Source organism: Jiulongibacter sediminis (assembly GCF_001306455.1).
In the GTDB taxonomy this organism is placed as follows: domain Bacteria; phylum Bacteroidota; class Bacteroidia; order Cytophagales; family Spirosomataceae; genus Jiulongibacter; species Jiulongibacter sediminis.
The window spans coordinates 214,175-234,434 of the sequence record NZ_LGTQ01000009.1 but is presented as its reverse complement, the minus strand read 5'-3'; the positions used below and the strand labels follow the sequence as shown (position 1 = coordinate 234,434).

Sequence of the window (20,260 nt, the reverse complement as noted above, 5' to 3'; positions counted from 1 at the left end):
TTCTTAATCTGCCCCTTGAGTAGCAGCTGCTCCGTTTTGACGGGCTTCCTGCATTGGGTTTGTAGAAGCTCTTGACGATGACTTATAGAGTTGGAAACGTGTTGGTTTCTCCGGCTCTCTCGGGAAAGCGTTATTCGAATCATCAATGTCAGCAATCTCCTGATACGGATCTAAAACAAACTTCTTCACTCTTTTCTTTGTCGGAATCGTCTTGGTGATTTCAATATTATTCTTTCTCCAGATTTCTGCCGGGAAACGAACAACTTCTTCAGTGCCATCCTCAAATTCCATTTTCACGATTAATGGCATCACCAGCCCTCCTTTGTTTTTGACTTTCAAGGCATAGTAGTTCATTCCGCTTTCCACGAGTTTGCGTTCATCTTCAGAAAGGGTTTTGAGATAGGCCTCATAACGTTGCTTATCCTGCGGAGTCACCTCGTATGGATCATAAGAAGAATAAAAGTCACGATACTTCTCATCGGCTTCTTCCACCGTTTGCGGAATATCCGTTCTGTTTCTGATGTTGGCTATGGTCTCGGTGTCTTTTTCGTGCTCAGCACGGCCTTCTGCCTTAACAATTTCAGGGTTTTGGGTATCCAGTGAGAACCATTCCACTTCCGCCAGATCCTGATCTACAGCCTCGGTAGTATAAAACCAGCCTCTCCAGAACCAATCAAGATCTACACCGCTGGCGTCTTCCATCGTACGGAAGAAATCTGCAGGTTTCGGGTGCTTGAAGGCCCATCTTTTTGCATACTCTTTAAAAGCATAATCAAAAAGCTCACGACCCATTACCGTTTCTCTCAAAATATTCAGTGCCGTTGCCGGTTTACCATAGGCGTTATTTCCAAACTGAATCACCTGTTCAGAGTTTGTCATAATAGGCTGCATCTGACTGGGGTCAGATCGCATGTATGAAACAATATTCTTAGGCTCACCACGGCGGCTAGGAAAATCGCGGCTCCACTCCTGCTCAGAAAGATACTGGCAGAAACTGTTCAGTCCTTCATCCATCCATGTCCATTGGCGTTCATCTGAGTTGATGATCATCGGGAAGAAGTTATGACCAACTTCATGGATTATCACTCCAATCATGCCTCTTTTAACGTTTTCTGAATAGGTCCCGTCTGCCTCAGGGCGACCGCCATTAAAACTGATCATTGGGTATTCCATGCCTCCGCGGGGAGTAGCATGGCAGCTTATCGCTACCGGATAAGGATATTCGATGGTTGATTTACCATAGGTTTTAAGCGTATGCTCTACCACTTTAGTGCTATACTGTCCCCACAGCGGATTTCCCTCTTTAGGGTAGACAGACATACTCCAGATTTTACGGCCGTTTCCATAAACATCGGTTTGCATTGCATCCCAGATAAATCTTCTTGATGAGGCAAAGGCAAAATCACGAACATTGCTGGCCTTGTACTTCCATGTTTGCTTTTTGTCCGACTTGGTTTTGGAGTTCTCAATAGCCTCTTCCTGAGTAACGATCAATACCGGATCTGTGGCTTTTGAAGCTTCATCCAGTCTTTTTTTCTGAGTTCGGGTCAGAACCTTGTCCCAGTTTTGGCATTCGCCGGTGGCTACTACAACGTGATCATCGGGCACTGTGATTTCCACCTCATAATCTCCAAAAACCAATGCAAACTCTCCATTTCCAACAAACTGCTTATTTTGCCAGCCGTTGACATCGTCATACACGCACATTCTTGGGAACCAATGGGCTACGAAATAATTATAGTTGCCATCTTCCTCAAAATATTCATAGCCCGAACGGCCGTAATAATCAGCCATATTATAGCTCCAGGCTATTTGAAACTGAACCGATTGATTCGTGGTCAATGGCTCAGGCAAATCGATACGCATCATGGTGCTGTTTATGGTATGCTTTAAATCACGACCAGCCATATTTTTGACATACTTAATATCATAACCTCGCTCGCGACTATTATCCACATCTCCATAAACTGAGTTTGCCGACTGAAGACCGGACAATTGCCCAGAGGTCATCTTTTCATCAATTCCTCCTGTTTTAGAAAGTGCATTGATAGAATTGTCTTTGAACATATTCATATCCAACTGCACCCAGATATAACTAAGGGGATCAGGTGAATAGTTGTAATAGGTCACAACCTCCTCACCAATAATTCGTTGGTTAACATCGTCTAGTTCTACTTTAATTGAGTAATCCGCTTTTTGCTGAAAATAGTCTCTCCCCGGAGCACCAGAGCCAGTTCTGTAGGTATTAGGAGTAGGTAGCTCGGTTCCAAGCTGTTCAAAAACGCGGTTTGATTGGAGCTGGGCAGTTGCAATAAAGGATGTAAAGACAGGTAAAAGGCTCAGTAGAGCGATAATTTTAGGGTAAACACCCTTTCTGTTGGCTGTTGACTTATTCTCTACAGCCCAAAAGAAAGTTCTGGTCATTGTTTATTGATTTGAAGTAAGTCAGCAATTTAAGTGACAATTCAATTGAAACAAAGTGTGAGAAGTCAAAACGTCAGAACTTCATTCTTTTCTGACAGTTTTATACAATGAAGCCTTTTGAATCGGGAGGAAAGGGTACCAGTCACCAAATGTTCAAAGAGAACCCGTAAAGAAAAGAAATCGTACATTCACAATAAAACCTCATCAATCCATGAAATCAAACCACCTTACAATTGTCAACTCCAAGGGTATTGAATTAAAGGCTTCTTTGGAGTTACCAGCCAATGAAAGACCTTGGCGATATGCCATTTTTGCTCATTGTTTCACCTGCTCCAGCGACCTGAGTGCGGTCAGAAATATCAGCAGAGAGCTCGCTAATTATGGTTTCGGGGTTATTCGGTTTGACTTTACTGGCCTGGGGCAAAGCGAGGGCGAGTTTAAAGACAGCCACTTTTCTGCAAATGTTCAGGATCTCATCGATGTATCAGCCTATATGGAAAAGCACTTTCAGGCTCCCAGCTTACTGGTTGGCCATTCACTTGGAGGTGCAGCGGTCATTATAGCCGGGCAAAAACTTGAAAATATAAAAGCAATAGCTACCATTGGTGCTCCGGCAGAGACCAGTCACGTTGAACATCTTTTTGAAACAGCTCGCGAAGAACTTACCCATAAACAGGAAACAAGAATTAATATTGGAGGCAGACCTTTCACCATTGACGCCAAATTTCTTGAGGAGCTTGACCGCCAATCGGTGAAGTCAACTTTGAAAGAAATGCGTAAACCAATTTTGATCTTACACTCTCCTCAGGATAAGATTGTGAGCATTGAAAACGCCAGAGAAATTTACAATCATGCTTACCACCCCAAAAGCTTCATTTCGCTGGATGGTGCTGATCATTTGCTCAGCAAAAAAGAAGACTCTGTTTACTCGGGTAAAATGATCGGTACGTGGGTTGATAAATTTTTGCCCGCAAAACCCCTGAAGGTCATTGATACGTATGGTGAGCAGGTGGTTGGCCATCTTGATCTGGAAGAGGATCATTTTACCACCACCATTCAAACCGCCAAACATACCATCATCGCTGACGAACCCGCAAGTGTGGGAGGTGATGATTTTGGGCCAAGCCCATATGAACTACTCAACTCAGCTCTCGCAGCCTGCACGGCCATGACCCTCAAACTCTACGCAGAACGCAAAAAGTGGCCTCTAGAGGAGGTCTATGTTTATTTGAGTCACAGCAGAAAGCATGTGGAAGATTTGAAGTCTGATCGAAATGAAAAGATTGATGTTATTGAGAAAAAACTGAAGCTTGTCGGTGATTTGGATGCTTCGCAACGTGAAAGACTTAAGGAAATCGCTTCAAAATGTCCGGTGCACAGAACTTTGATTACCACAACTCAAATAAACACTGAGATAATTGATTAACAGGCGATTCTTATATGCCAAGAGCCGTTTTTATGATCGACTTCTTTCGTCGACTTACCGGAACACGGTTTCCACTTCTAAGTTCAACATAACGCTGACCAGCTAATGTTGCTACATTGACAATCTTTTTGGGGTTCACCAAATGCGACTTACTCACTCTGAGAAAACCAGAAAGCTTCTCTTCATACCGCTTTAAGGTGGTACAGGAAACTTCGACTGTCCCGTTGTCGAGGTATAACTCGGTGTAGTTTACCACCCCTTTGAGGAAGACAATTTCTTCAGGATTATTGATTTCTGACAGTTTCATGGTTTATATGGATTATTGAAAAGACTTGTGATTCAGCAGAGGGAAAGACTCACTCAGTAGCGAATTTCAAAGATATGGTGCCCCATACGCCAATCCAATACCCCGTTTGGGGTATTCTTCCGCTAAGCCACTTGTGCAAAGTCCTTAAGCTCTTGCATATACTTTTCATAAACGGATGCAAAGGGACTGTTCAGTTCTGTCAATCGCTTCACATCCCATGGATTAATAAACAATTGAAACCGCTTACCAAACGCATATTGCTTCTCACGATATGGCATAAAGCCCAAACGACGGTACATCTTCAATAAATGCTCTTCTGTTTCAATCAGGGCCAGTTTGGCATCAGAAAGCAGTGCCTGTTTATAAACAGCCAACATCAGTAAATAGGCCACCCGACTATTCCTGTACTTCGGTAAAACAGCAAGGCGATCTGTAATGGCAATTTTTAGGTTGTGCCGAATTCCCCACTCCTCTGTCAAATCATCAGAAGAATCCGGCATCCGATATCTCAGGCAACCCAGCAATTGCTCATTTTGGCTGGCCAGCAACTGAACAGCATGACGGTCTTTAGGCTCAAAACCTTTGGGAAGAAAGTCTTTTTGAAGCTCAAGCGTATTGACCTCATACCGTAACTTCATCACCCTTTCCAGCTCGTTTTCTGAATCTGCAATTTTGATAATCATGGCACATTCTGTTGTTAGTAAACCAGAGTCAGTTCACCTTTAATGATCCAGTCGAAAATAGTTGACGCATAGAGCCATGTGGCTTTTTCAGCTCCGCTCAAAAGCTGAGCTTGATGTACTTCTGAGAAGTTTTCAGCTCCCAGGGCATCCAGAATCTGATCGCCATGAGGTAACTCTTCGTGCATGTGCACCTGTGTAAACGTGGTATTCCTTTTATGAATAAAATCCGCAGAGCCCAGTAAGTCTTTGATGATGGGAGCCGCAAAGTTCCCCACGTTTTCAAGCACAGCTGTGGCACCAAGTCGCTCCATCGGCTTCTCTATAACCGCCTGCCGCTGATAGGCCCACCAAAGCTCTACCGGAAAAGGAATATCGCCTGTACCAGCACCGGTATTTTTGAGATCTTTCTCGGCCAGCTTGTAATGCATTTCCTCCTCGAAAGCAAAATTGATCAGAAACTTCCGAAGCTTTTTATAGGCCCGGGTTTCACTGTGCGAAGCAATCGCCATAAATGTATCCTGAACACCCTTGGTCAGGTGATATTGCATCTGCAAATACCTGATATACTGCTCAGGCTTAAGGCCTGTCTCTGAGAAATTCTTTTTGAGTTTTTCTGCGAAGAAGAGGTTGGCATTCTCAACGCGAAGGGCCAGTTGATCCATGAAATCAAGACTGGTTTTTAGAGTGTCGTTTTGAGCTATCATAAATTCGATTTTGATTTGATAGTTCAAATTTCAAGAAGAACCGTAGGCCTGAACAGGCTGAAAGTACGGGTTTAACGGGGTGTTTTAACCACTGAAAGAAAGGGTAATTTAACGGTGGTTCAGAATTTATTCATCACTACAATCAACTCAGCCACATTGCTAACATTCAGTTTCATATAGATATTCTTACGATGAGTCTTCACCGTATGAAAACTGAGATTGAGATTTTCGGCGATTTCCTGATTATTGAAACCATGCCTCAACTGATGCATCACCTCCAGCTCGCGGGTGCTCAGCTGATAACGAGCCATGAAATTATCTTTGCCGATGTTTTGGTCCTCAGTAAGAGATTCAAATTCCGTGAAACAGGTACCTCCGTTCAAAACCTTTTCTATACCCGAAAGCAATACAGACGTCTCACAATCTTTCAGCAAATAGCCATCCATCTGAAACTGCTTGCTTTGTTTGAGAAACTTCTCGTCTTCGTACATCGTCAGCATGATGATTTTGACTCCGGGATAGCTATTCTTGAGGTCGCGGCCGAGTAGAATGCCATTGGTTTTACCCAAATTGATATCCAATAAAAGTACGTGTGGTTTGAGTCGAATAACACCCTGAATAATTTCTTCGCGTTCTTTCAAAGGGCCAGTTACCTCAAAAGTAGATTGTTTGGAGAGCAACTCTTTGAGGCCTTCACCGAAAAGCTGGTGATCGTCGGCGATAAGAATTCTTTTTTTCATTGCAGTGGAACGTCAAGGATGATGGTGGACCCCGATTTGTTAGAATCAAAATTAAGCTTTCCATTCAAATAATCGGCTCGCATTCGCATGTTTTTCATCCCCAGACCTTCCTCATTGTCAACGAATTGACTTCCGTCATCTTCCACAATTAGTGATAATTCTTCCTCTGACCAAACAAGCTGCACATGCACCTCGGTGGCATTGCTGTGTCTATTGATGTTTTGAAGAATTTCAGAGAAGATTCGATACACATGTAGAGCTGATTTGGCAGGCAACTCGACCCGGTTGCCATGTTCTCCAAACTTAAAATTTCTGCCAGGCCCTTTATTGAATTTGATTAACTCCCGAATAGAATCCACCAGACCGGTTCGTTCAAAATTAGGAGGCATCAGGGCATGAGAGATTCTCCGTAGGTCATCCCCTGCCCTCTGAGCCAATTGGGTAAGCTCAAGCTGATCTTCATCACTGGTCAGATGCAAAAGCTTATCAAAAACCTTCCTTTTGAGCGTGGAGAGCGTTCCGCCCAAATCATCATGTAAATCACGGGCGATACGTTTTTGTTCCGTTTCCTGAATCTCGATATAGGCATTGGCCAGCTGCAGCTCGGTGTCTTTGAGTTTTTGTTCAACAATTTTGCTCAGAAAACGCTCACGATAAATCAAAGCAAAAAGAATGAAGAGCATTTCCAAACAAATGGAAAGTCTAAAAGCCTCAAAAAACTGATTGGGTATTTTGATAACTCCAAAAACATTGGTGAGTCCTTCAATTAGGCCTGACAAAACCAAGGGCATGGCCATAACGATGTAGAGACGGGCAAGCACATTTTCTTTCAGGCTATTCAACAGATACCAGATGAGGTACAGAATATTGAATACAAAAAAGGCCAGTTTTATGATAAAGAAAAGCTGATTTCCTTCCTGTGAAGGGAACAGAGAAACCAGAACGGTAGCTCCGAAAAGGACATCGATAGTGGTGACGAGAAACTTATTTTCGGGCCTTCTATTAATATTGACAAAAGACACCGCAAACCGCAGAAAAGTATACGTGCTGATGAAAATGCAAATATTAATAAGATAGTTAAGCTCAATAGGAAACGGCTCCCTGATAAATGCAGGAGAAGCCACTCTCAGCGTGTAGAACAGCAGAAAATTGACGGCATAAACGAGATAAAGCACTAAAGTTTTGCGATACTCAGCCGTAAAAACCAGGTTATAAATACTAAAGAGAATGGAAGTGATCAAAGCCAGAATCACCAGCCCGTCTTCAATGAGGGAAGTGTTATGATGCCCGTAAAAACCCTGCCGGTCGTAAAGCATAAGTGGCAGACGCAAGACCTGGTACACATTCTTCACTCTGAAATAAACTGAACTGACAGTATGCGGAGCCAATTTAAACTCAAAGGCATGAAGATAAGTCGGTAACTGCCGATGGCTGATTGGACGGCCCCAGCCAGAGCTTTCCATCTGCCATGTGGAATCACTCAAATGCCAGAAACGGACATCTTCCAGAATAAACTGATCTGAACTCAGAAAAGCCTGTTTTTCATTCACAGTCTTATTTTCAAGATCAATTTTGACCCAAACGGGCTGCCTCAAATGCCCGAAATTGATCTCTGGTTCGGTGTAGGGCCGAAACTCTTTCAGTTCCTTTATATGACCAAAGTCTAAACCCCCTTGCTGATCAATAAAATACTCCACGTTCTTTACCTCCACCTCTTTCCCAAAGGCATTGATCACCCGCTGATCTTTCAGGGTGCAGGAGGTGAGAAGCAGCAGCAGCGGTATATATTTTATCATGTGCAGGTGGGGCAGATGAGCTCACAGGATAAATATATTGGAAAGGGAGAGGAATTGGAAATTTTTGTTTCCAAGGAGGTTTAAGAAACTGTGACCCGGATTTCCGAGTCCGGGAAGCCCTTCTTTCATGGCCAATAACAGCGACCTGGCTCTAGGCTACCAAGGTGACACCTACCTCACGGAAAACCTAAGAACCCAAGGCATCTCCCTAAGCACCGATAGTTGCTTCCGATTGGCCACCAAAGCAATCCTTTAAGTTTCTACCCATATGATTAGTCCTGAGAATCGGGATGTTTTTGAGGGAAGGATAGGATTGGGGTGGTCAGGATAGAGTGAGGTTTTATAACTCCAACTTAATTCTTCAGATTCCAGAGAATATAACTGGACAAAATAAATCTTCTCAATAATTCTATTCCTAAAGGTACAAACACAAAAAATGAATTTTGCCATTTAATACCCAAGCAGAAAATCAAAAGAATTAGCACCACAAAAAAAAGACCTAGACTCCATTTAATATAATTCATAAAATTCTTTGTGGTAGTCATTCTTCCGAAGAACTGAATAAAGGTATCCGCCTTAAGAGCACCACTAGAAAAAAGTTCAGTTGTTCTGTATGATGAAATCGGAGGCAAGTCTCCCTTAATAATCGCTGAGTAGACTTTAGCTATCTGATAATTCCGATAACTTTTCATGTGCATTTCATCAAACCAATCATTTGAGGTAGCTAAGCCTCGATTATCGACGTGTACCAAATTGTCAAAACCGCCATCTTTGGCAAGACTAATTAGTGACTCATTAAAAATATGAATCATAGCTTTTAAAACACACCGCATGTCTTTCACATCATATATTTGAGAATTTCTGAGCGGGTTTTCTATCCAATTGCCGTTGTTTTGAAGTCTATTAAGAAGACCTTTATAAAAGTAGTTTAAAGAGAACCAAAGATTCTTGGCTGCCATAGCTGGAATGGCCTCAGAGTACCCCTGAGTAATGATCAGTAAAGTTTTGTATTTCTTTCTTATGTTATGAAACATGAAATAATAAGACCAAATCATCAACTTTACCTGGCTAATAAATGCCTTATTGAGATATTTATACCCTCTTACTAATTCAGAATCGTTCGTAGGGAAATGACTCAAAATTTTAAGATAATAATCTGAGTCATCCGGATAATCTGTTGTACACTGAATGGATTTACTATACGAGGGTTGCCTTATAAACAAACCCAACTTTTGTCCCTCCAGCAGATCATTACCTCCCCCGCTTACCAGAAAAGCATCTGGTTTTATCAGGGATAAACCCTCAATATACTCACCACCGTAAATATAGTTTTGAAGCCAGTCGGCTGCATAGGCCATACTATAAACAGATACATTATTTTCAAGATTTAGCACTTCCAATATATCACAGAGAAATGGGTGATTAAACCAGGAATCTCCTTCAGCCACAACACGTTTTAAATCTTTCTGTTTGTTTTTTGAGGAACTTACTTCTCTGAAATATTTCCAGTAGCTCTTTTGCCTTACCGCATTTGTGTATCTATTCAGACTACCAATCTTACCCTCACCAGCAGCAGACTTGTAAATTCCTCCTTCTACCAAATCTAGTACTCTAAGCGTAGTTTTCCGAATGACATCTTTATCGAGCCTGCCATTATCAATAGCTTTGGTTAGAACTTTCATCTGTAGGAGACCAAAAGTCTCGGGTTCATCAATCAACCTTTTTATGGTACCTCGGTAGTTACTCATTTGAACATTTCTTTTTTCTGCTAGGTATGGTTTGATGATAAAATCTTATTCAAAACAGTCGGTCATATATTTTTTCCATATCAAATTATTTTCGAAGGGCTACTTTCACAATTCTTCCACAGCTTTAACTCTTGTTTCCACAAATTTTTTAGTTCTTCTGTCAAGATTTACCTCTATCAAAAGATCTTCCTTTCGTGTAAAATCACCTTTCAGAATTTTATAGTCTGCCTGTATCCTGAATATATGATGATTTTCATTCGATCGATCTAAATCTACTCGTATGGACCTCAAAGAAACTGTTTCATCAGAATCTCTTCTTTCAAACCAATTGCTAACCACTTTATCCTGTCTGGCGAAAGATATGGCCCCAATAAAAAATTGGCTCTTTGTCATTTTATCAGATTTATTTTTTTGAATTCACTTATTTAATCAAGTGGAAGCACCATGTATAAATATCAGATAGAAAGATTTTCAACTTTATTTATAGTTGTAGAAAAACGCGGACTTCTTTGAACTACCGTTCAATCCTGTTTGTCAGATTGTATGATATCCCAAAAAACAGAGAAGGTCGAAATACTTTTTCTGTAATCTCATTGACAGTTAGATCAGAAGTTAAATAGTTTCTACCCAATTCATATTGTGGCTCTTTTAATCTGTTGACTCTTAAATAACTGATTCCGGCATTGAGCATGACTTTCTCATATTTACCCAGCACCATACTTAAGCCACCAAATACTCTTAAATCGATATCTGAAATAGTCTGAAAACCAGCCCCTATCCCAAAAAGACCTCCTAGTGCACTAGTTTTACCCGTCCTGGGGTAGAAATGCATTAATGCTCCTAAACTTGGCTTCATGGCGTTTTTATTTAAGTTTACGCCAAGATTTGATAGCGAATCTGGAATAACATCCTCTAAATAAACATTTTCGTCATTAGATTCGGTACCGAATGAAATAATAGGTCCCATGCTGAAATCAACTTTCCAACCACCCTTGGCAGGGATGTGGGTTTCCCAGCTCATCGCTCTTAGTTTTGGCCCTGTACCCGCACCAGCCCCTGGAGTAATTGATATCTTAAAAACTGCGTAGTCGGCATCCATTTGGATAAGCGGAGATAAAACTGTAAAGTTTTCTTCTTCTTTTAATTCTCTTTTTAAATTAGATACATCATTTATATAGGAAAGGTAGGTCTCGCTTTCTAACAAGTGATAACCCTCTTCAATTTTTTCAGTAGCTTCGGCAATTTTCTCTTCTATTTTTTTAAAATTATTTACAACATTAGAACTGTCATGCTGAAAGTTTAGATGTAGCATATCTAATCTGAGCTTTTCGTCTTCGTCTATATTGCTTTTTTGATTTTTGCTCTTTACCTGTTCCCTTGCCTTATTTGAAGCCATTTTTTGAGTATATACGGCTGCATTATACTTATTTATTAAATTTTCTAATTCTTTATCCCGTGCTTTTGAATTTTCAGCAGCCAAGCCATCATACAACCTTTCCACATTGAAATATAACAACTCAAACATAACATACTGCTTGCTAAGTGAAGACTCGTCGGGTATTTTTATTGAATTAAATTCAGATTGAATTTTAGCAAAAGGTAAGTTTGATTTTGCCAATGAAATTAAGTCTTTTCTTACCTTTTTCACATTAGAGATACCATTGATAACATCTTTAATCATGTTGTAATATTCGTCACATTTTTTTATTAAGACTTTTGTCTTGTTCGCGAGCACTTCCGGAGTTTCATTACTTTTAGCTATTTCGGTCATTAATTCAATAGCTTCATCTGTGTTATTTAAACCCTCTTGTGCATTTTCTGGAGTAGAAATTAAATCTTCTTCGTCAATATTGAACAATCGTTGTAACTCGGAGGGCATTGGAGTGTTAAGACTCATATTTTTCCCTTCAATTTTGACATCAAATAAAAAGGTATTAATATTTCTAATTTTGATGTTCGTAAATCCCCCGTATTCCACAGGTGATACTTTAACATCTAAATCTTTCACATTAATATTTGATAACTCTGCGTAATCAAATACTACTTCCTGCCCCAATGTCGCATTGCCGACGAAAAGAAGTATTATTAATTTCAAAAACTTATTCATAGCTATTTAAATATTTATTGTTTTTAAATACATCATACTCGGAGCAAAGAAATACTCACCGCCCCTCATGCTTACAAAATGATTAAAGTCTGCTGATTTCATGGACGTTGGGTTACCCCATTCAGTGGCATAAGCACCTTTTGCCAGGCTTTTCCCCTGACCAATAATCAAATCCAGACCGGGCTTATCATAGGCCTTTCCTTGTGGGAAATCAGAATTATTGGCCCAATTTTTTTGTATGTGCTCAAACTGATCTTCCAGACTGGCCTGGAAAGACATAAACAACAAGCCAACACCACCTATGGGCATTTCATCGATGGGTATATCCGGCTTATATTCTCCAAAAGGAATTCCTCGCCTGGCCATTCTCCGATCTGCCGCTTCCTTTTCTGTATTGCGAGGATTAGTCTTTCTGATGTGGGCATGAAAGGGGCATTTAGATTCTCCGTTAAAGGTGTAGTCAAAATCATTAAATCGTTCAGCACCCATCATGCCTTCATGCCCTGATACTTCCACAGGTGTTCCATCCTCAAAACGACCAACAATCATCGCCCCTACTCTTTCCTCGTCAACTCCTATCAAGTGTAGTTTTTCAGCAAGCTCAGCTTCTGCTTTTTTGAAGCCTTTTACATTCTGCTCCAGTTTGCGATAAACAAAGAAGCTACCTTTAGAATGGGGTTCATCCACAAACTTGTCTTTAACCAGAACCAACTTGCCCTCAGCTCTTGGATCAAACTTTAAATCTTTAAGATTTCTTATGCGATGATCATTTAAATACTTCTCAAACTCATCCTCGAAGAAAAGTGGCTGCGAGATGCCATCAGCATAACCAAAATGCTCAATGGCTGCCTTGTTTTTATTAAATATGGCATTCCCATATTCAATGTGAAGCGTTTGCAGGAAGGAACTGGTTTCTCTTTTGATTTTTTCTACCTGATTCACCAAAGTTGATTTAGAATCATCGGCGAGCAATAGCATAAAGTGACAATTCTCCTGATAGACCTCATCCCACTTGGAAGGCTCCGGATCATTTAGAGCAGCCCTTTTCATACCATTTATAAAAGAGGTGTTCCCGGAGAATAACCGTTGAGCTTTATCCTTACCTTCCAAAAAAATATACCCCTCAAAACTGATATAGAAACCACCAAATAAGCCTCCGTCAATTTTTTGTGTTTTAAACAAGTGATTCGCTTTGAGTTGCTGATAACCTGATTTCACAACTGACTCTTCCTTATTTACAAGTTCACTGATCCAAAAGGCAGTGCTGTTCCTTTGTCCCTTTTTCCCTTTGAGAAAAACATGAGCCGTATATTTCCGGCCGTGCCCTTTCAGAATATTGCCTTGAATTGCTTCTAATTCGGAGCGTAGTTGAGGGTTGTATTGGTTAATCAGCATAGAATTGATTTTTTGTCAAATCTCGATCTATTTCCATTTCAGTTTCATTGGAAAATTGCCCTATTAAATAGGGTATTTTCCCCGTATAAGAATATCTGTAACGATGTGAATACTAATTTATAAGATCAAATATCGAAGATAAAATGGACCCACTGTTATGTCTTGGAATCACATTAAATGGGTCAAATCCAGGTGATTTGTTCACATAGGAATTTGGGTCTTTGAGGAGAAGATTCAGTAAAGTACCTGCTACAATGGTACCTCCTATCTGCCCTAATTTTCCTCCTCCTTGCTCAGCTTCATGAAGAATATAAAACCATAACGGAGTTTCCGTTAGGCCGGCATCATCTATTTTTTGATGTAGAGGTAAAGGCTGGCTACTAAACAAATTTTGAGTAATATCTTCGCCTGTCCTGATGCCGAATGTCCTTTGTCCACGTTGCAAATTCCTGTCTGCAAGACTTTTTATCAGATCGTGAATAAAAGGCAAATTAAAAAGGTTAGCGGCAAGTGAAGTGTCTATTGGTCGGCATTTCAGGTAGCTGTGCCCATCCAAGTCGAAGAAAAATTTCCAATCCAGATTGAATCCTTTTTTTACAGGAGCAAAGCTGCCGAAATCAAATAAGTCACCTCTTTTTCTTCTATTAAGTCTGTAATTATTTCTGATGTGAGAGTGCCCAAACCTGTAAGCTGCAGCAGAAAATTCTACTGAAATCAAAGGAACATTATTCCAATTTACAGGACCGGGTAGGTGGGCGTTAAAAAAACCGTGCTTTATGGGAGTGTAAATATTTGTTTGAACAACTTCATTTAAAAACTCATCCACGATGGCCTTTTGGTAAATCCACCGTACAAATTGTTGAGCCTCCTCAAAGGTCATTTGGAAGTCATCAATCAGACAATTATGAAACTGGCAAAAGCCGGAGTGTAACTGATTAATGAACAGATTTTCATCATTCCTGGGATCGCCGATAATGGCAGTTCCTTTTGCATTTCGCTGAAAATCCTTTGGGTTTCTTTTATGTCCCAGAATTATTTTATCGCCGTCAAATAAAAACGGAGTTCCTTCTTTTCCTCTGCCATATACAGAGTCCAGTTCAAGCCGCGGTGTTCTTAAATTCTCAATTTCAGTGACATCATCAACCACCTCACCGAGCTTACTGATAACATCGAGTGTAATATCATGGTCAATAAATTGGCCAAAAAAAGCGAAGCCGACAGGAGTTTCCAGGTCAGGAGTTTGACTTGAATCCGTCATTGAAGCGGCTACTTCTGACAGTTTTTCTTTTGAGAAAGCAGCAGTGTCTCCTTTGCCAAATAAATACCCAAAATTGTGGCCGAATTTATCCTTACACATGTCATTTTCGTCACATGTGCGTTCAATCAGTTTCCACATGCTTTCGTTGGTTCCATGATGTTTGCTCATATTATTTTTTTTGAACAAAGCTCAACCTTCCAGCAATCACTTGTAAGGGGAATTATCCCATATCACTTACCGTAGTTTTCACGTTTTTGAAAAAGTCTGGTATAATGCGGATAAATTATTCTTTAATTTCCTTACACTTCTACTGTAATATGAGATTGGTTCATCTAACTTCTCACCGAATATTATTAGTTCTCTGATGGTAGCGAGTATGAAAATTTAAAACCTTTAAGCTATGCAAGTGAACGCTCACAAGCCGAATTTGAGCTGAGGAGGTATAATGAGTTTATTCCGGAGGGGATAGAGAATGAGCTTATTTGAGAAAGCCGGGGTTTGATTAGGTGATCTGTCAATCCCTGACTTTATAGCATTTTTTTTGACTATGATTTAAAAAAGGGTGTTTTTCACGTAGCTCAGGTTTTCAATTTTAAAGAATTTTAATAGAAAAAAGTTATGCCATATTTCCTGTTTGATCATCAAAAGAATTTTACCAATCCAAGTAAGCTGAAGCCCATAACTGAAGAAGTATTTTTCAATGGGATTAACAACTATCGAAAAAGAAAGAAGTTACATCAGAAAGAACTAAAAAAGATAAATGTTAACCTAAAGAAGGAGGTTTATTTTTCCTCTTTTAAAAGAAAACATATCTTGAGTTTCCTAAGCCATATTGAAAATACAAACAATGAAGATTATTTTGTACTTCGCTTTGCCTCCAAAATTGGAAGAATAAGCAAAGATCATCATTCCTTCATGACACCTGTATTAATGAAAAAAAACACCTGTGAAATTGAAGACTTTATGTGCCGGGGAGGTAGAAGAGGCAAACAACTTGGACCCAAATCTGATAGAGATAGCTATTGCAATAGTGCAATAGGTTATTGGGACAACAGGAATGACATTGTGAAGAATACCGATCACTTTGAAAATGAATGTAGCGGAATAGCACATTTAGCACTTGATGTAAAAGAATTATTAAGTTGTAAAGATTTACAAGGGAAATACGTGAATTTTATTATGATGTATTCACCCGTAGCCAAACTTGGTGACAGAACAACAGAGTTTAAAACAACATTTGCATTTTACTTAAGTGACAATCGTAGCAAATCAGAGATCAAAGTCTTTTTAAGAAATTATGAAGCTCAAAATGGCTTCATGGACTACACAACATTTAAGGCAGAAGTTGATCCATACGACAACGGTCATGAATGTTGTCCCATATAACTGAAGTGAAATTTGCACTAATCTATCAGTTGGTTTTATACGGCTCTATGGTCGCCGGAATTCTATTTAGAAAATCAATATTTCCCTCGAGCAGATACATTTTCTATTTGATTTTAATCACCTCTGTGGTAGAAACAATAGGACTGTTCTCGTTAAAACTATATGATAAACCCGCCTCAGTAATCTATGACTTTTTCCAGCCAATTGAATTGATTCTTATTGGGCTGTACTTTTTAGGAAAGTACCAAGAGCAAGTCAATAAGGTTTTAAGTAAAGTACTCGTAGGTATAGGGATTCTCTTCTTGATTGCTTATCACATCATACGTGAGTTCTATGAATTAAAAGCTTATTATGATTTCTTGATTGTGGCGTTTATAGTATCTATTCTATCTATCTTATTCTTAATAGAAGTTTTAAGATATCATTTGGATAAGGAATTATTAAAATATGAAGTCTTTTGGATATCTACGGGTATCCTTGTTTTTCATGCAGGGTCGTTTGTATTGATGGGAACCGTAGTTTATGTTTATTTGCTCAACCCTAAATTAGCTAGCCAGTTATACTCCATCAACCACCTCCTAAACATCATCTATTACTCCCTCATCACCTACGCCTTTTACATTCAATGGAAGTCAACGAAGTCGTCATCGTCATCATTGGAGGGACATTGATTATGTTGATTCTGATGATCTTTATCATCAGTTTCTTCTTTATCCACTCCCGCCGCCAGCAAGCCCACAAGTTGGAAAAAGCGGCTATGGAGGCCACCTTCAATGAGGAGATTCTGACCGCCAAAAACGAAGTTCAGGAAAACACCATGAAGCATATTGCCCGGGAGCTGCATGATAATATCGGGCAGTTGCTGAGTTTGGTGAAGATTCAGTTGAATAATATTGATGAGGAGAATCCGGGATTGAAACGGGTGACGGACAGCCGGGAATATTTGAATAAGGCTTTGACCGATTTACGGTCTTTGTCGAAGACGTTGAACTCTGAGAACATCCTTCAGGCTGGTTTAGTGAAGGCGATTGCCTTTGAGCTGGAGCGGCTGGAGAAAACGGGTTTTGTGGAAACCAGCTTTGAGAATCAATGCTCTTTGGTGAATATTGAGCCCAAAATCAGCATCATCGTCTTTCGTATTTTTCAGGAAATGGTGCAGAATGTGATCAAGCACGCCAATGCCAAAAAGCTTTCGGTAAGCTTGTATCAAAACACAGAAGTCTATACTTTAGAGTTAACTGACGACGGACAGGGCTTTGAGGTAGAGAAGAAATTCCGGTCAAACGGATTTCAGTCGGGATCAGGATTAGCGAATCTAAAAAACAGAGCTGAACTGATCAATGGGAAATTAGATATAGCCAGCACGCCAGGTCAGGGAACCACCCTTAAGCTATCTATACCCATTAACCGCCCAATAAACCATGACGAAAGTAGCCCTGGTTGACGACCATCAGCTCATCCGCAACGCCCTCGCCGAACTCATTAATAAATTTGAAGGCTATCAGGTCATCCACGAAGCCGGAAACGGTGTAGAATTTCTCTCTCAACTCGAAGCTTACGAAGCCCCTGACATCGCCCTTATTGATATCAATATGCCGCTGATGAATGGTTTTGATACGGCGAGAAAGGTGGCAGATACATATCCGGACGTCAAAATTCTGGCACTTTCTGTAGAAGATGATGAAGAAGCCATTATCAAAATGCTCCGATCAGGAGCCACCGGCTACCTCCTCAAAGACACCGCCACCAAAGAATTCAAACTGGCTTTGGATGAAATCAACCACAAAGGCTATTACCATAGTGACTTAGTTGCCAATACCTTACTAAAATCCATTAAACCGGAAACCAACGGCAAAGCTGTTAAAGCCATCATCAACTACCAGGCCCGAGAAGAAGAATTCCTTCAACTCGCCTGCTCAGAAATGACCTATAAAGAAATCGCTGACCAAATGTGCGTCTCCCCCCGCACCATCGACGGCTACCGCGAAAACCTGTTTATGAAACTCGAAGTGAAAAGCCGCGTAGGATTGGTGCTTTTTGCGATTAAGAATGGGATTGTGGAGGTTTGAAGTGGGAAGTTAGAAGTTGGAAGTTTTTGGCGGAGGACCGAGGACGCCTGCCTGTCGGCAGACAGGGATGACCGATGCTACCGGAGGCTGAGCCCTGGCCGTCCGGCAGGCGGGTTGTCGAAGCCAGAGGTTTGCTGGGTGTCGGGTGTCCGATGTTTTTTTGGCCAATGACCGATGTTATTGGAGAAAGGAACACGGAGAACGGAGAAAGAAATGCTGAATTAGCTACACGCTTAAACTGCCTACTGTAACTGCCCACTGTTTACTTCTACCGGCTGCTGAGCGTGTCCGCAGGTCAATGACTCTGTGAGATTCTGTGAATCCAAGCCATAGCCAAAAACTGCCCACTGAATACTGGAACTGCTTACTAAAAAAACTACTCCACAGTAATAATCTTCTCAATCGCCTCCAGAGAATTCGGATCACCGTAATCTAAGATAGCGAGCATGGAGTATTGGCCTTTTGGGAGGTTCTCAGGTAATGGCAGATTAACGGTCCGCTTACCCATTGGGAAAATTGGGCATTCTATAGGCTCTCCCTGAAATTCTTCACCGGTGGCTATATTCGTTAACTCTAAAAAGGAAGTGGTCTTCAGCATCACTCCCCCGTTATTGATAACTTTCAAATCATACAAACCCGGTGTTTCTTCATTGACATTCAAGGCCTCTGCTCTTGCTGATAATTTGGTTACCGATGGAGGGGTTTGATAGATGTGGACGCCAAACCTGATGATCTCTTTAATATTGGTTTTTATCCCGGGAGCTCTTTCATCAATCTTTTCTCTGATTTCAGACCCTTGAATAAAGAGCATAGCCCACTTCATAGACTCCATTGATTCGGCATCTGAAGGTGCTTCCAAGGTAATTGGAACTGAGGCTGTTTCACCCGGACCAATGGTCAGAAAACGCGAACCAATCTCCAACCATTTTGCACAGGAGTAAGGCTTACTGCCTCCTTCAAAATATTCATGACCTCCATCTTCCTTTCTGGCCCAGTCTCCCGCATACAATTGTACCGTTTGGCTACTCTCAGATTTATTTGTGATATTTATGACCTGAGTTTGACGCTCATTGGGTGCATTAAGCAAAAAATCCATTGCGGTAGGGTAAATCGTCAGGTGCTGTCCGAATGTCTGGAGAGAAACAAAAAATGCAAAAAAGAGGAAAAATCGGGTCATCATGTATTGAATTGGATCGGGATAACTTTGTGTTTGCAAAACGAATCACGAGTACTTTTATCAGGAAAGTTACTCTGATATCTACCTTCCTTCTATGTTCCAAATTTAATGCCATTTTAGCACAAAGCATTAACTTTTCTGTAACACCAAATACTGATCTGGGATTGGTCTATCAAACGGGTTTAGATTTCGAAACTGAACGCACTATCCCAAGAGCCTTCCGGCTCGCTTTCGGGGCGGCGAATTTGAATCTGGCCGTCAATGCCAAGGTCATATCCACCCTGAATTACGGCACAGAGCTCCTTTCCAGTGATTTTTATTCTATTCGCCTGAGTAATGCCAATACGAATGTGAATAATAAATTCCGACGCCTTTATCAGCTTGATTTTGCAGATCAAACGATTTTGGAGCATCGTGGATCAAACAGAGGCGGATCTGTCTATTATGATTATGACCTCATCGTAGCCCCGGTAGGTTATGATATTGAGCCCGGGCAATATTTCTATTCCATCGTTTTCACTTTAAGCCCTCAGTAAGTGAGAAAATTGTTCATCATAGCCCTATTATCCCCCTTTTTCAGTAACGCTCAGGTTTTACGAACTGAAGCCATTTTCCCGTTTTTAGACATCAGACCTGTTCTTGATCTAAGCGTAGTACCAAAGGGAAACGCTCTGTTTTTTGAACCCAAAAAGGATAGAGATTTTCTGACCGGAATGTCACAGAAAAATGCTTTCTCTGTAGAGATAAAATCAAATACCAACTGGCAGCTCACAATAAATTCTGATGCCGAAACATTCACAAATCAGGCGACCAATATGCCAAGTGAAATTTCTTCTGAAGTTATACAATTAAGGCAGGATAAAAAGACGCAATACGTGGCTCTGAATACAACTCCGCAAGTTTTGGCCACAGGCGGACCTGGCGGAAGTAAATCGAAGGAGAATAACTTCGATCTGGATTTAGCCTTACTCCCGGGAGACTATATGGAAAGTGGAGGTTTTCAAATCACACTTTTCTTTACGCTCTCTTCTCAATAATTT

19 protein-coding genes are annotated in these 20,260 nt (G+C 40.7%); 7 read left to right on the top strand and 12 right to left on the bottom strand.

Features of this window, described 5'->3' with window-relative positions:
* Window positions 1-3: 3 nt before the first annotated feature.
* Window positions 4-2,424 (bottom strand): M1 family metallopeptidase, encoded by a 2,421-nt coding sequence (locus tag AFM12_RS11725; protein ID WP_131458338.1) that lies wholly within the window; start codon window positions 2,422-2,424, stop codon window positions 4-6.
* Between the two features lie 211 nt (window positions 2,425-2,635).
* Between AFM12_RS11725 and AFM12_RS11720 the strand changes: the two genes are divergently transcribed.
* Window positions 2,636-3,850 carry a bifunctional alpha/beta hydrolase/OsmC family protein gene (locus AFM12_RS11720; protein ID WP_055148410.1) on the top strand — a complete coding sequence of 405 codons (1,215 nt, stop codon included), beginning with the start codon at window positions 2,636-2,638 and terminating at the stop codon, window positions 3,848-3,850.
* A gap of 10 nt (window positions 3,851-3,860) precedes the next feature.
* Here AFM12_RS11720 and AFM12_RS11715 read toward each other — a convergent pair whose 3' ends face one another.
* The 10 genes from AFM12_RS11715 to AFM12_RS11670 form a co-directional block, all read right to left on the bottom strand.
* Window positions 3,861-4,157, bottom strand: coding sequence for a LytR/AlgR family response regulator transcription factor (locus AFM12_RS11715; protein ID WP_055148405.1), 297 nt, complete (start codon window positions 4,155-4,157; stop codon window positions 3,861-3,863).
* Between the two features lie 122 nt (window positions 4,158-4,279).
* The gene (locus tag AFM12_RS11710; protein ID WP_055148402.1) at window positions 4,280-4,840 is read right to left on the bottom strand and encodes a GNAT family N-acetyltransferase; all 561 of its coding nucleotides are present in this window, start codon (window positions 4,838-4,840) and stop codon (window positions 4,280-4,282) included.
* A 14-nt stretch (window positions 4,841-4,854) separates the two neighbouring features.
* On the bottom strand, window positions 4,855-5,544 hold the full coding sequence (locus AFM12_RS11705) for an iron-containing redox enzyme family protein (RefSeq protein WP_055148398.1): 690 nt from the start codon (window positions 5,542-5,544) through the stop codon (window positions 4,855-4,857).
* Between the two features lie 119 nt (window positions 5,545-5,663).
* Window positions 5,664-6,284, bottom strand: a complete 621-nt coding sequence (locus AFM12_RS11700; RefSeq protein ID WP_055148396.1) for a response regulator transcription factor — start codon at window positions 6,282-6,284, stop codon at window positions 5,664-5,666.
* Window positions 6,281-8,080 carry a sensor histidine kinase gene (locus tag AFM12_RS11695; protein WP_055148394.1) on the bottom strand — a complete coding sequence of 600 codons (1,800 nt, stop codon included), beginning with the start codon at window positions 8,078-8,080 and terminating at the stop codon, window positions 6,281-6,283. The genes AFM12_RS11700 and AFM12_RS11695 overlap by 4 nt, the downstream gene beginning before the upstream one ends.
* A 353-nt stretch (window positions 8,081-8,433) precedes the next feature.
* Complete coding sequence (locus AFM12_RS11690; protein ID WP_131458337.1) at window positions 8,434-9,828, bottom strand: hypothetical protein; 1,395 nt, start codon at window positions 9,826-9,828, stop codon at window positions 8,434-8,436.
* Window positions 9,829-9,933: 105 nt separating this feature from the next.
* Window positions 9,934-10,221 carry a hypothetical protein gene (locus AFM12_RS11685; protein WP_055148390.1) on the bottom strand — a complete coding sequence of 96 codons (288 nt, stop codon included), beginning with the start codon at window positions 10,219-10,221 and terminating at the stop codon, window positions 9,934-9,936.
* 121 nt (window positions 10,222-10,342) lie between these two features.
* The gene (locus AFM12_RS11680; RefSeq protein WP_055148388.1) at window positions 10,343-11,935 is read right to left on the bottom strand and encodes a hypothetical protein; all 1,593 of its coding nucleotides are present in this window, start codon (window positions 11,933-11,935) and stop codon (window positions 10,343-10,345) included.
* A gap of 6 nt (window positions 11,936-11,941) precedes the next feature.
* Window positions 11,942-13,330 (bottom strand): Dyp-type peroxidase, encoded by a 1,389-nt coding sequence (locus AFM12_RS11675; RefSeq protein ID WP_055148384.1) that lies wholly within the window; start codon window positions 13,328-13,330, stop codon window positions 11,942-11,944.
* A 112-nt stretch (window positions 13,331-13,442) separates the two neighbouring features.
* A complete protein-coding gene (locus AFM12_RS11670) occupies window positions 13,443-14,756 on the bottom strand; it encodes a peroxidase family protein (RefSeq protein ID WP_055148379.1) in 1,314 nt (437 codons plus the stop codon).
* A 450-nt stretch (window positions 14,757-15,206) separates the two neighbouring features.
* Here AFM12_RS11670 and AFM12_RS11665 point away from each other — a divergent pair, with 450 nt between their 5' ends.
* From AFM12_RS11665 to AFM12_RS11650, 4 genes are read left to right on the top strand one after another with little or no spacing between them, the layout of a single operon-like run.
* Complete coding sequence (locus AFM12_RS11665) at window positions 15,207-15,974, top strand: hypothetical protein (RefSeq protein ID WP_055148374.1); 768 nt, start codon at window positions 15,207-15,209, stop codon at window positions 15,972-15,974.
* Window positions 15,975-15,979: 5 nt separating this feature from the next.
* A complete protein-coding gene (locus AFM12_RS19835; protein WP_131458335.1) occupies window positions 15,980-16,645 on the top strand; it encodes a hypothetical protein in 666 nt (221 codons plus the stop codon).
* On the top strand, window positions 16,600-17,418 hold the full coding sequence (locus tag AFM12_RS11655) for a sensor histidine kinase (RefSeq protein ID WP_082391312.1): 819 nt from the start codon (window positions 16,600-16,602) through the stop codon (window positions 17,416-17,418). The genes AFM12_RS19835 and AFM12_RS11655 overlap by 46 nt, the downstream gene beginning before the upstream one ends.
* Window positions 17,396-18,043 (top strand): response regulator transcription factor, encoded by a 648-nt coding sequence (locus AFM12_RS11650; protein ID WP_055148369.1) that lies wholly within the window; start codon window positions 17,396-17,398, stop codon window positions 18,041-18,043. Before AFM12_RS11655 ends, AFM12_RS11650 begins: the two co-directional genes overlap by 23 nt.
* A 376-nt stretch (window positions 18,044-18,419) precedes the next feature.
* Here AFM12_RS11650 and AFM12_RS11645 read toward each other — a convergent pair whose 3' ends face one another.
* Window positions 18,420-19,139, bottom strand: coding sequence for a fimbrial biogenesis chaperone (locus AFM12_RS11645; protein ID WP_055148366.1), 720 nt, complete (start codon window positions 19,137-19,139; stop codon window positions 18,420-18,422).
* 53 nt (window positions 19,140-19,192) lie between these two features.
* Between AFM12_RS11645 and AFM12_RS11640 the strand changes: the two genes are divergently transcribed.
* Entirely contained in the window at window positions 19,193-19,756 is a 564-nt protein-coding gene (locus AFM12_RS11640) for a hypothetical protein (RefSeq protein ID WP_131458333.1), read from the top strand.
* Window positions 19,757-20,257, top strand: coding sequence for a hypothetical protein (locus AFM12_RS11635; RefSeq protein ID WP_055148362.1), 501 nt, complete (start codon window positions 19,757-19,759; stop codon window positions 20,255-20,257). It begins immediately after the preceding gene.
* The last annotated feature ends 3 nt before the right edge of the window (window positions 20,258-20,260 follow it).

What these genes read in the sequence shown, in the direction of transcription:
- AFM12_RS11725 (WP_131458338.1), bottom strand. Translation starts at nt 2,424, where the DNA reads ATGACCAGAACTTTCTTTTGGGCTGTAGAGAATAAGTCAACAGCCAAC.
- AFM12_RS11720 (WP_055148410.1), top strand. Translation starts at nt 2,636, where the DNA reads ATGAAATCAAACCACCTTACAATTGTCAACTCCAAGGGTATTGAATTA.
- AFM12_RS11715 (WP_055148405.1), bottom strand. Translation starts at nt 4,157, where the DNA reads ATGAAACTGTCAGAAATCAATAATCCTGAAGAAATTGTCTTCCTCAAA.
- AFM12_RS11710 (WP_055148402.1), bottom strand. Translation starts at nt 4,840, where the DNA reads ATGATTATCAAAATTGCAGATTCAGAAAACGAGCTGGAAAGGGTGATG.
- AFM12_RS11705 (WP_055148398.1), bottom strand. Translation starts at nt 5,544, where the DNA reads ATGATAGCTCAAAACGACACTCTAAAAACCAGTCTTGATTTCATGGAT.
- AFM12_RS11700 (WP_055148396.1), bottom strand. Translation starts at nt 6,284, where the DNA reads ATGAAAAAAAGAATTCTTATCGCCGACGATCACCAGCTTTTCGGTGAA.
- AFM12_RS11695 (WP_055148394.1), bottom strand. Translation starts at nt 8,080, where the DNA reads ATGATAAAATATATACCGCTGCTGCTGCTTCTCACCTCCTGCACCCTG.
- AFM12_RS11690 (WP_131458337.1), bottom strand. Translation starts at nt 9,828, where the DNA reads ATGAGTAACTACCGAGGTACCATAAAAAGGTTGATTGATGAACCCGAG.
- AFM12_RS11685 (WP_055148390.1), bottom strand. Translation starts at nt 10,221, where the DNA reads ATGACAAAGAGCCAATTTTTTATTGGGGCCATATCTTTCGCCAGACAG.
- AFM12_RS11680 (WP_055148388.1), bottom strand. Translation starts at nt 11,935, where the DNA reads ATGAATAAGTTTTTGAAATTAATAATACTTCTTTTCGTCGGCAATGCG.
- AFM12_RS11675 (WP_055148384.1), bottom strand. Translation starts at nt 13,330, where the DNA reads ATGCTGATTAACCAATACAACCCTCAACTACGCTCCGAATTAGAAGCA.
- AFM12_RS11670 (WP_055148379.1), bottom strand. Translation starts at nt 14,756, where the DNA reads ATGAGCAAACATCATGGAACCAACGAAAGCATGTGGAAACTGATTGAA.
- AFM12_RS11665 (WP_055148374.1), top strand. Translation starts at nt 15,207, where the DNA reads ATGCCATATTTCCTGTTTGATCATCAAAAGAATTTTACCAATCCAAGT.
- AFM12_RS11655 (WP_082391312.1), top strand. Translation starts at nt 16,600, where the DNA reads ATGGAAGTCAACGAAGTCGTCATCGTCATCATTGGAGGGACATTGATT.
- AFM12_RS11650 (WP_055148369.1), top strand. Translation starts at nt 17,396, where the DNA reads ATGACGAAAGTAGCCCTGGTTGACGACCATCAGCTCATCCGCAACGCC.
- AFM12_RS11645 (WP_055148366.1), bottom strand. Translation starts at nt 19,139, where the DNA reads ATGGATTTTTTGCTTAATGCACCCAATGAGCGTCAAACTCAGGTCATA.
- AFM12_RS11640 (WP_131458333.1), top strand. Translation starts at nt 19,193, where the DNA reads ATGCAAAAAAGAGGAAAAATCGGGTCATCATGTATTGAATTGGATCGG.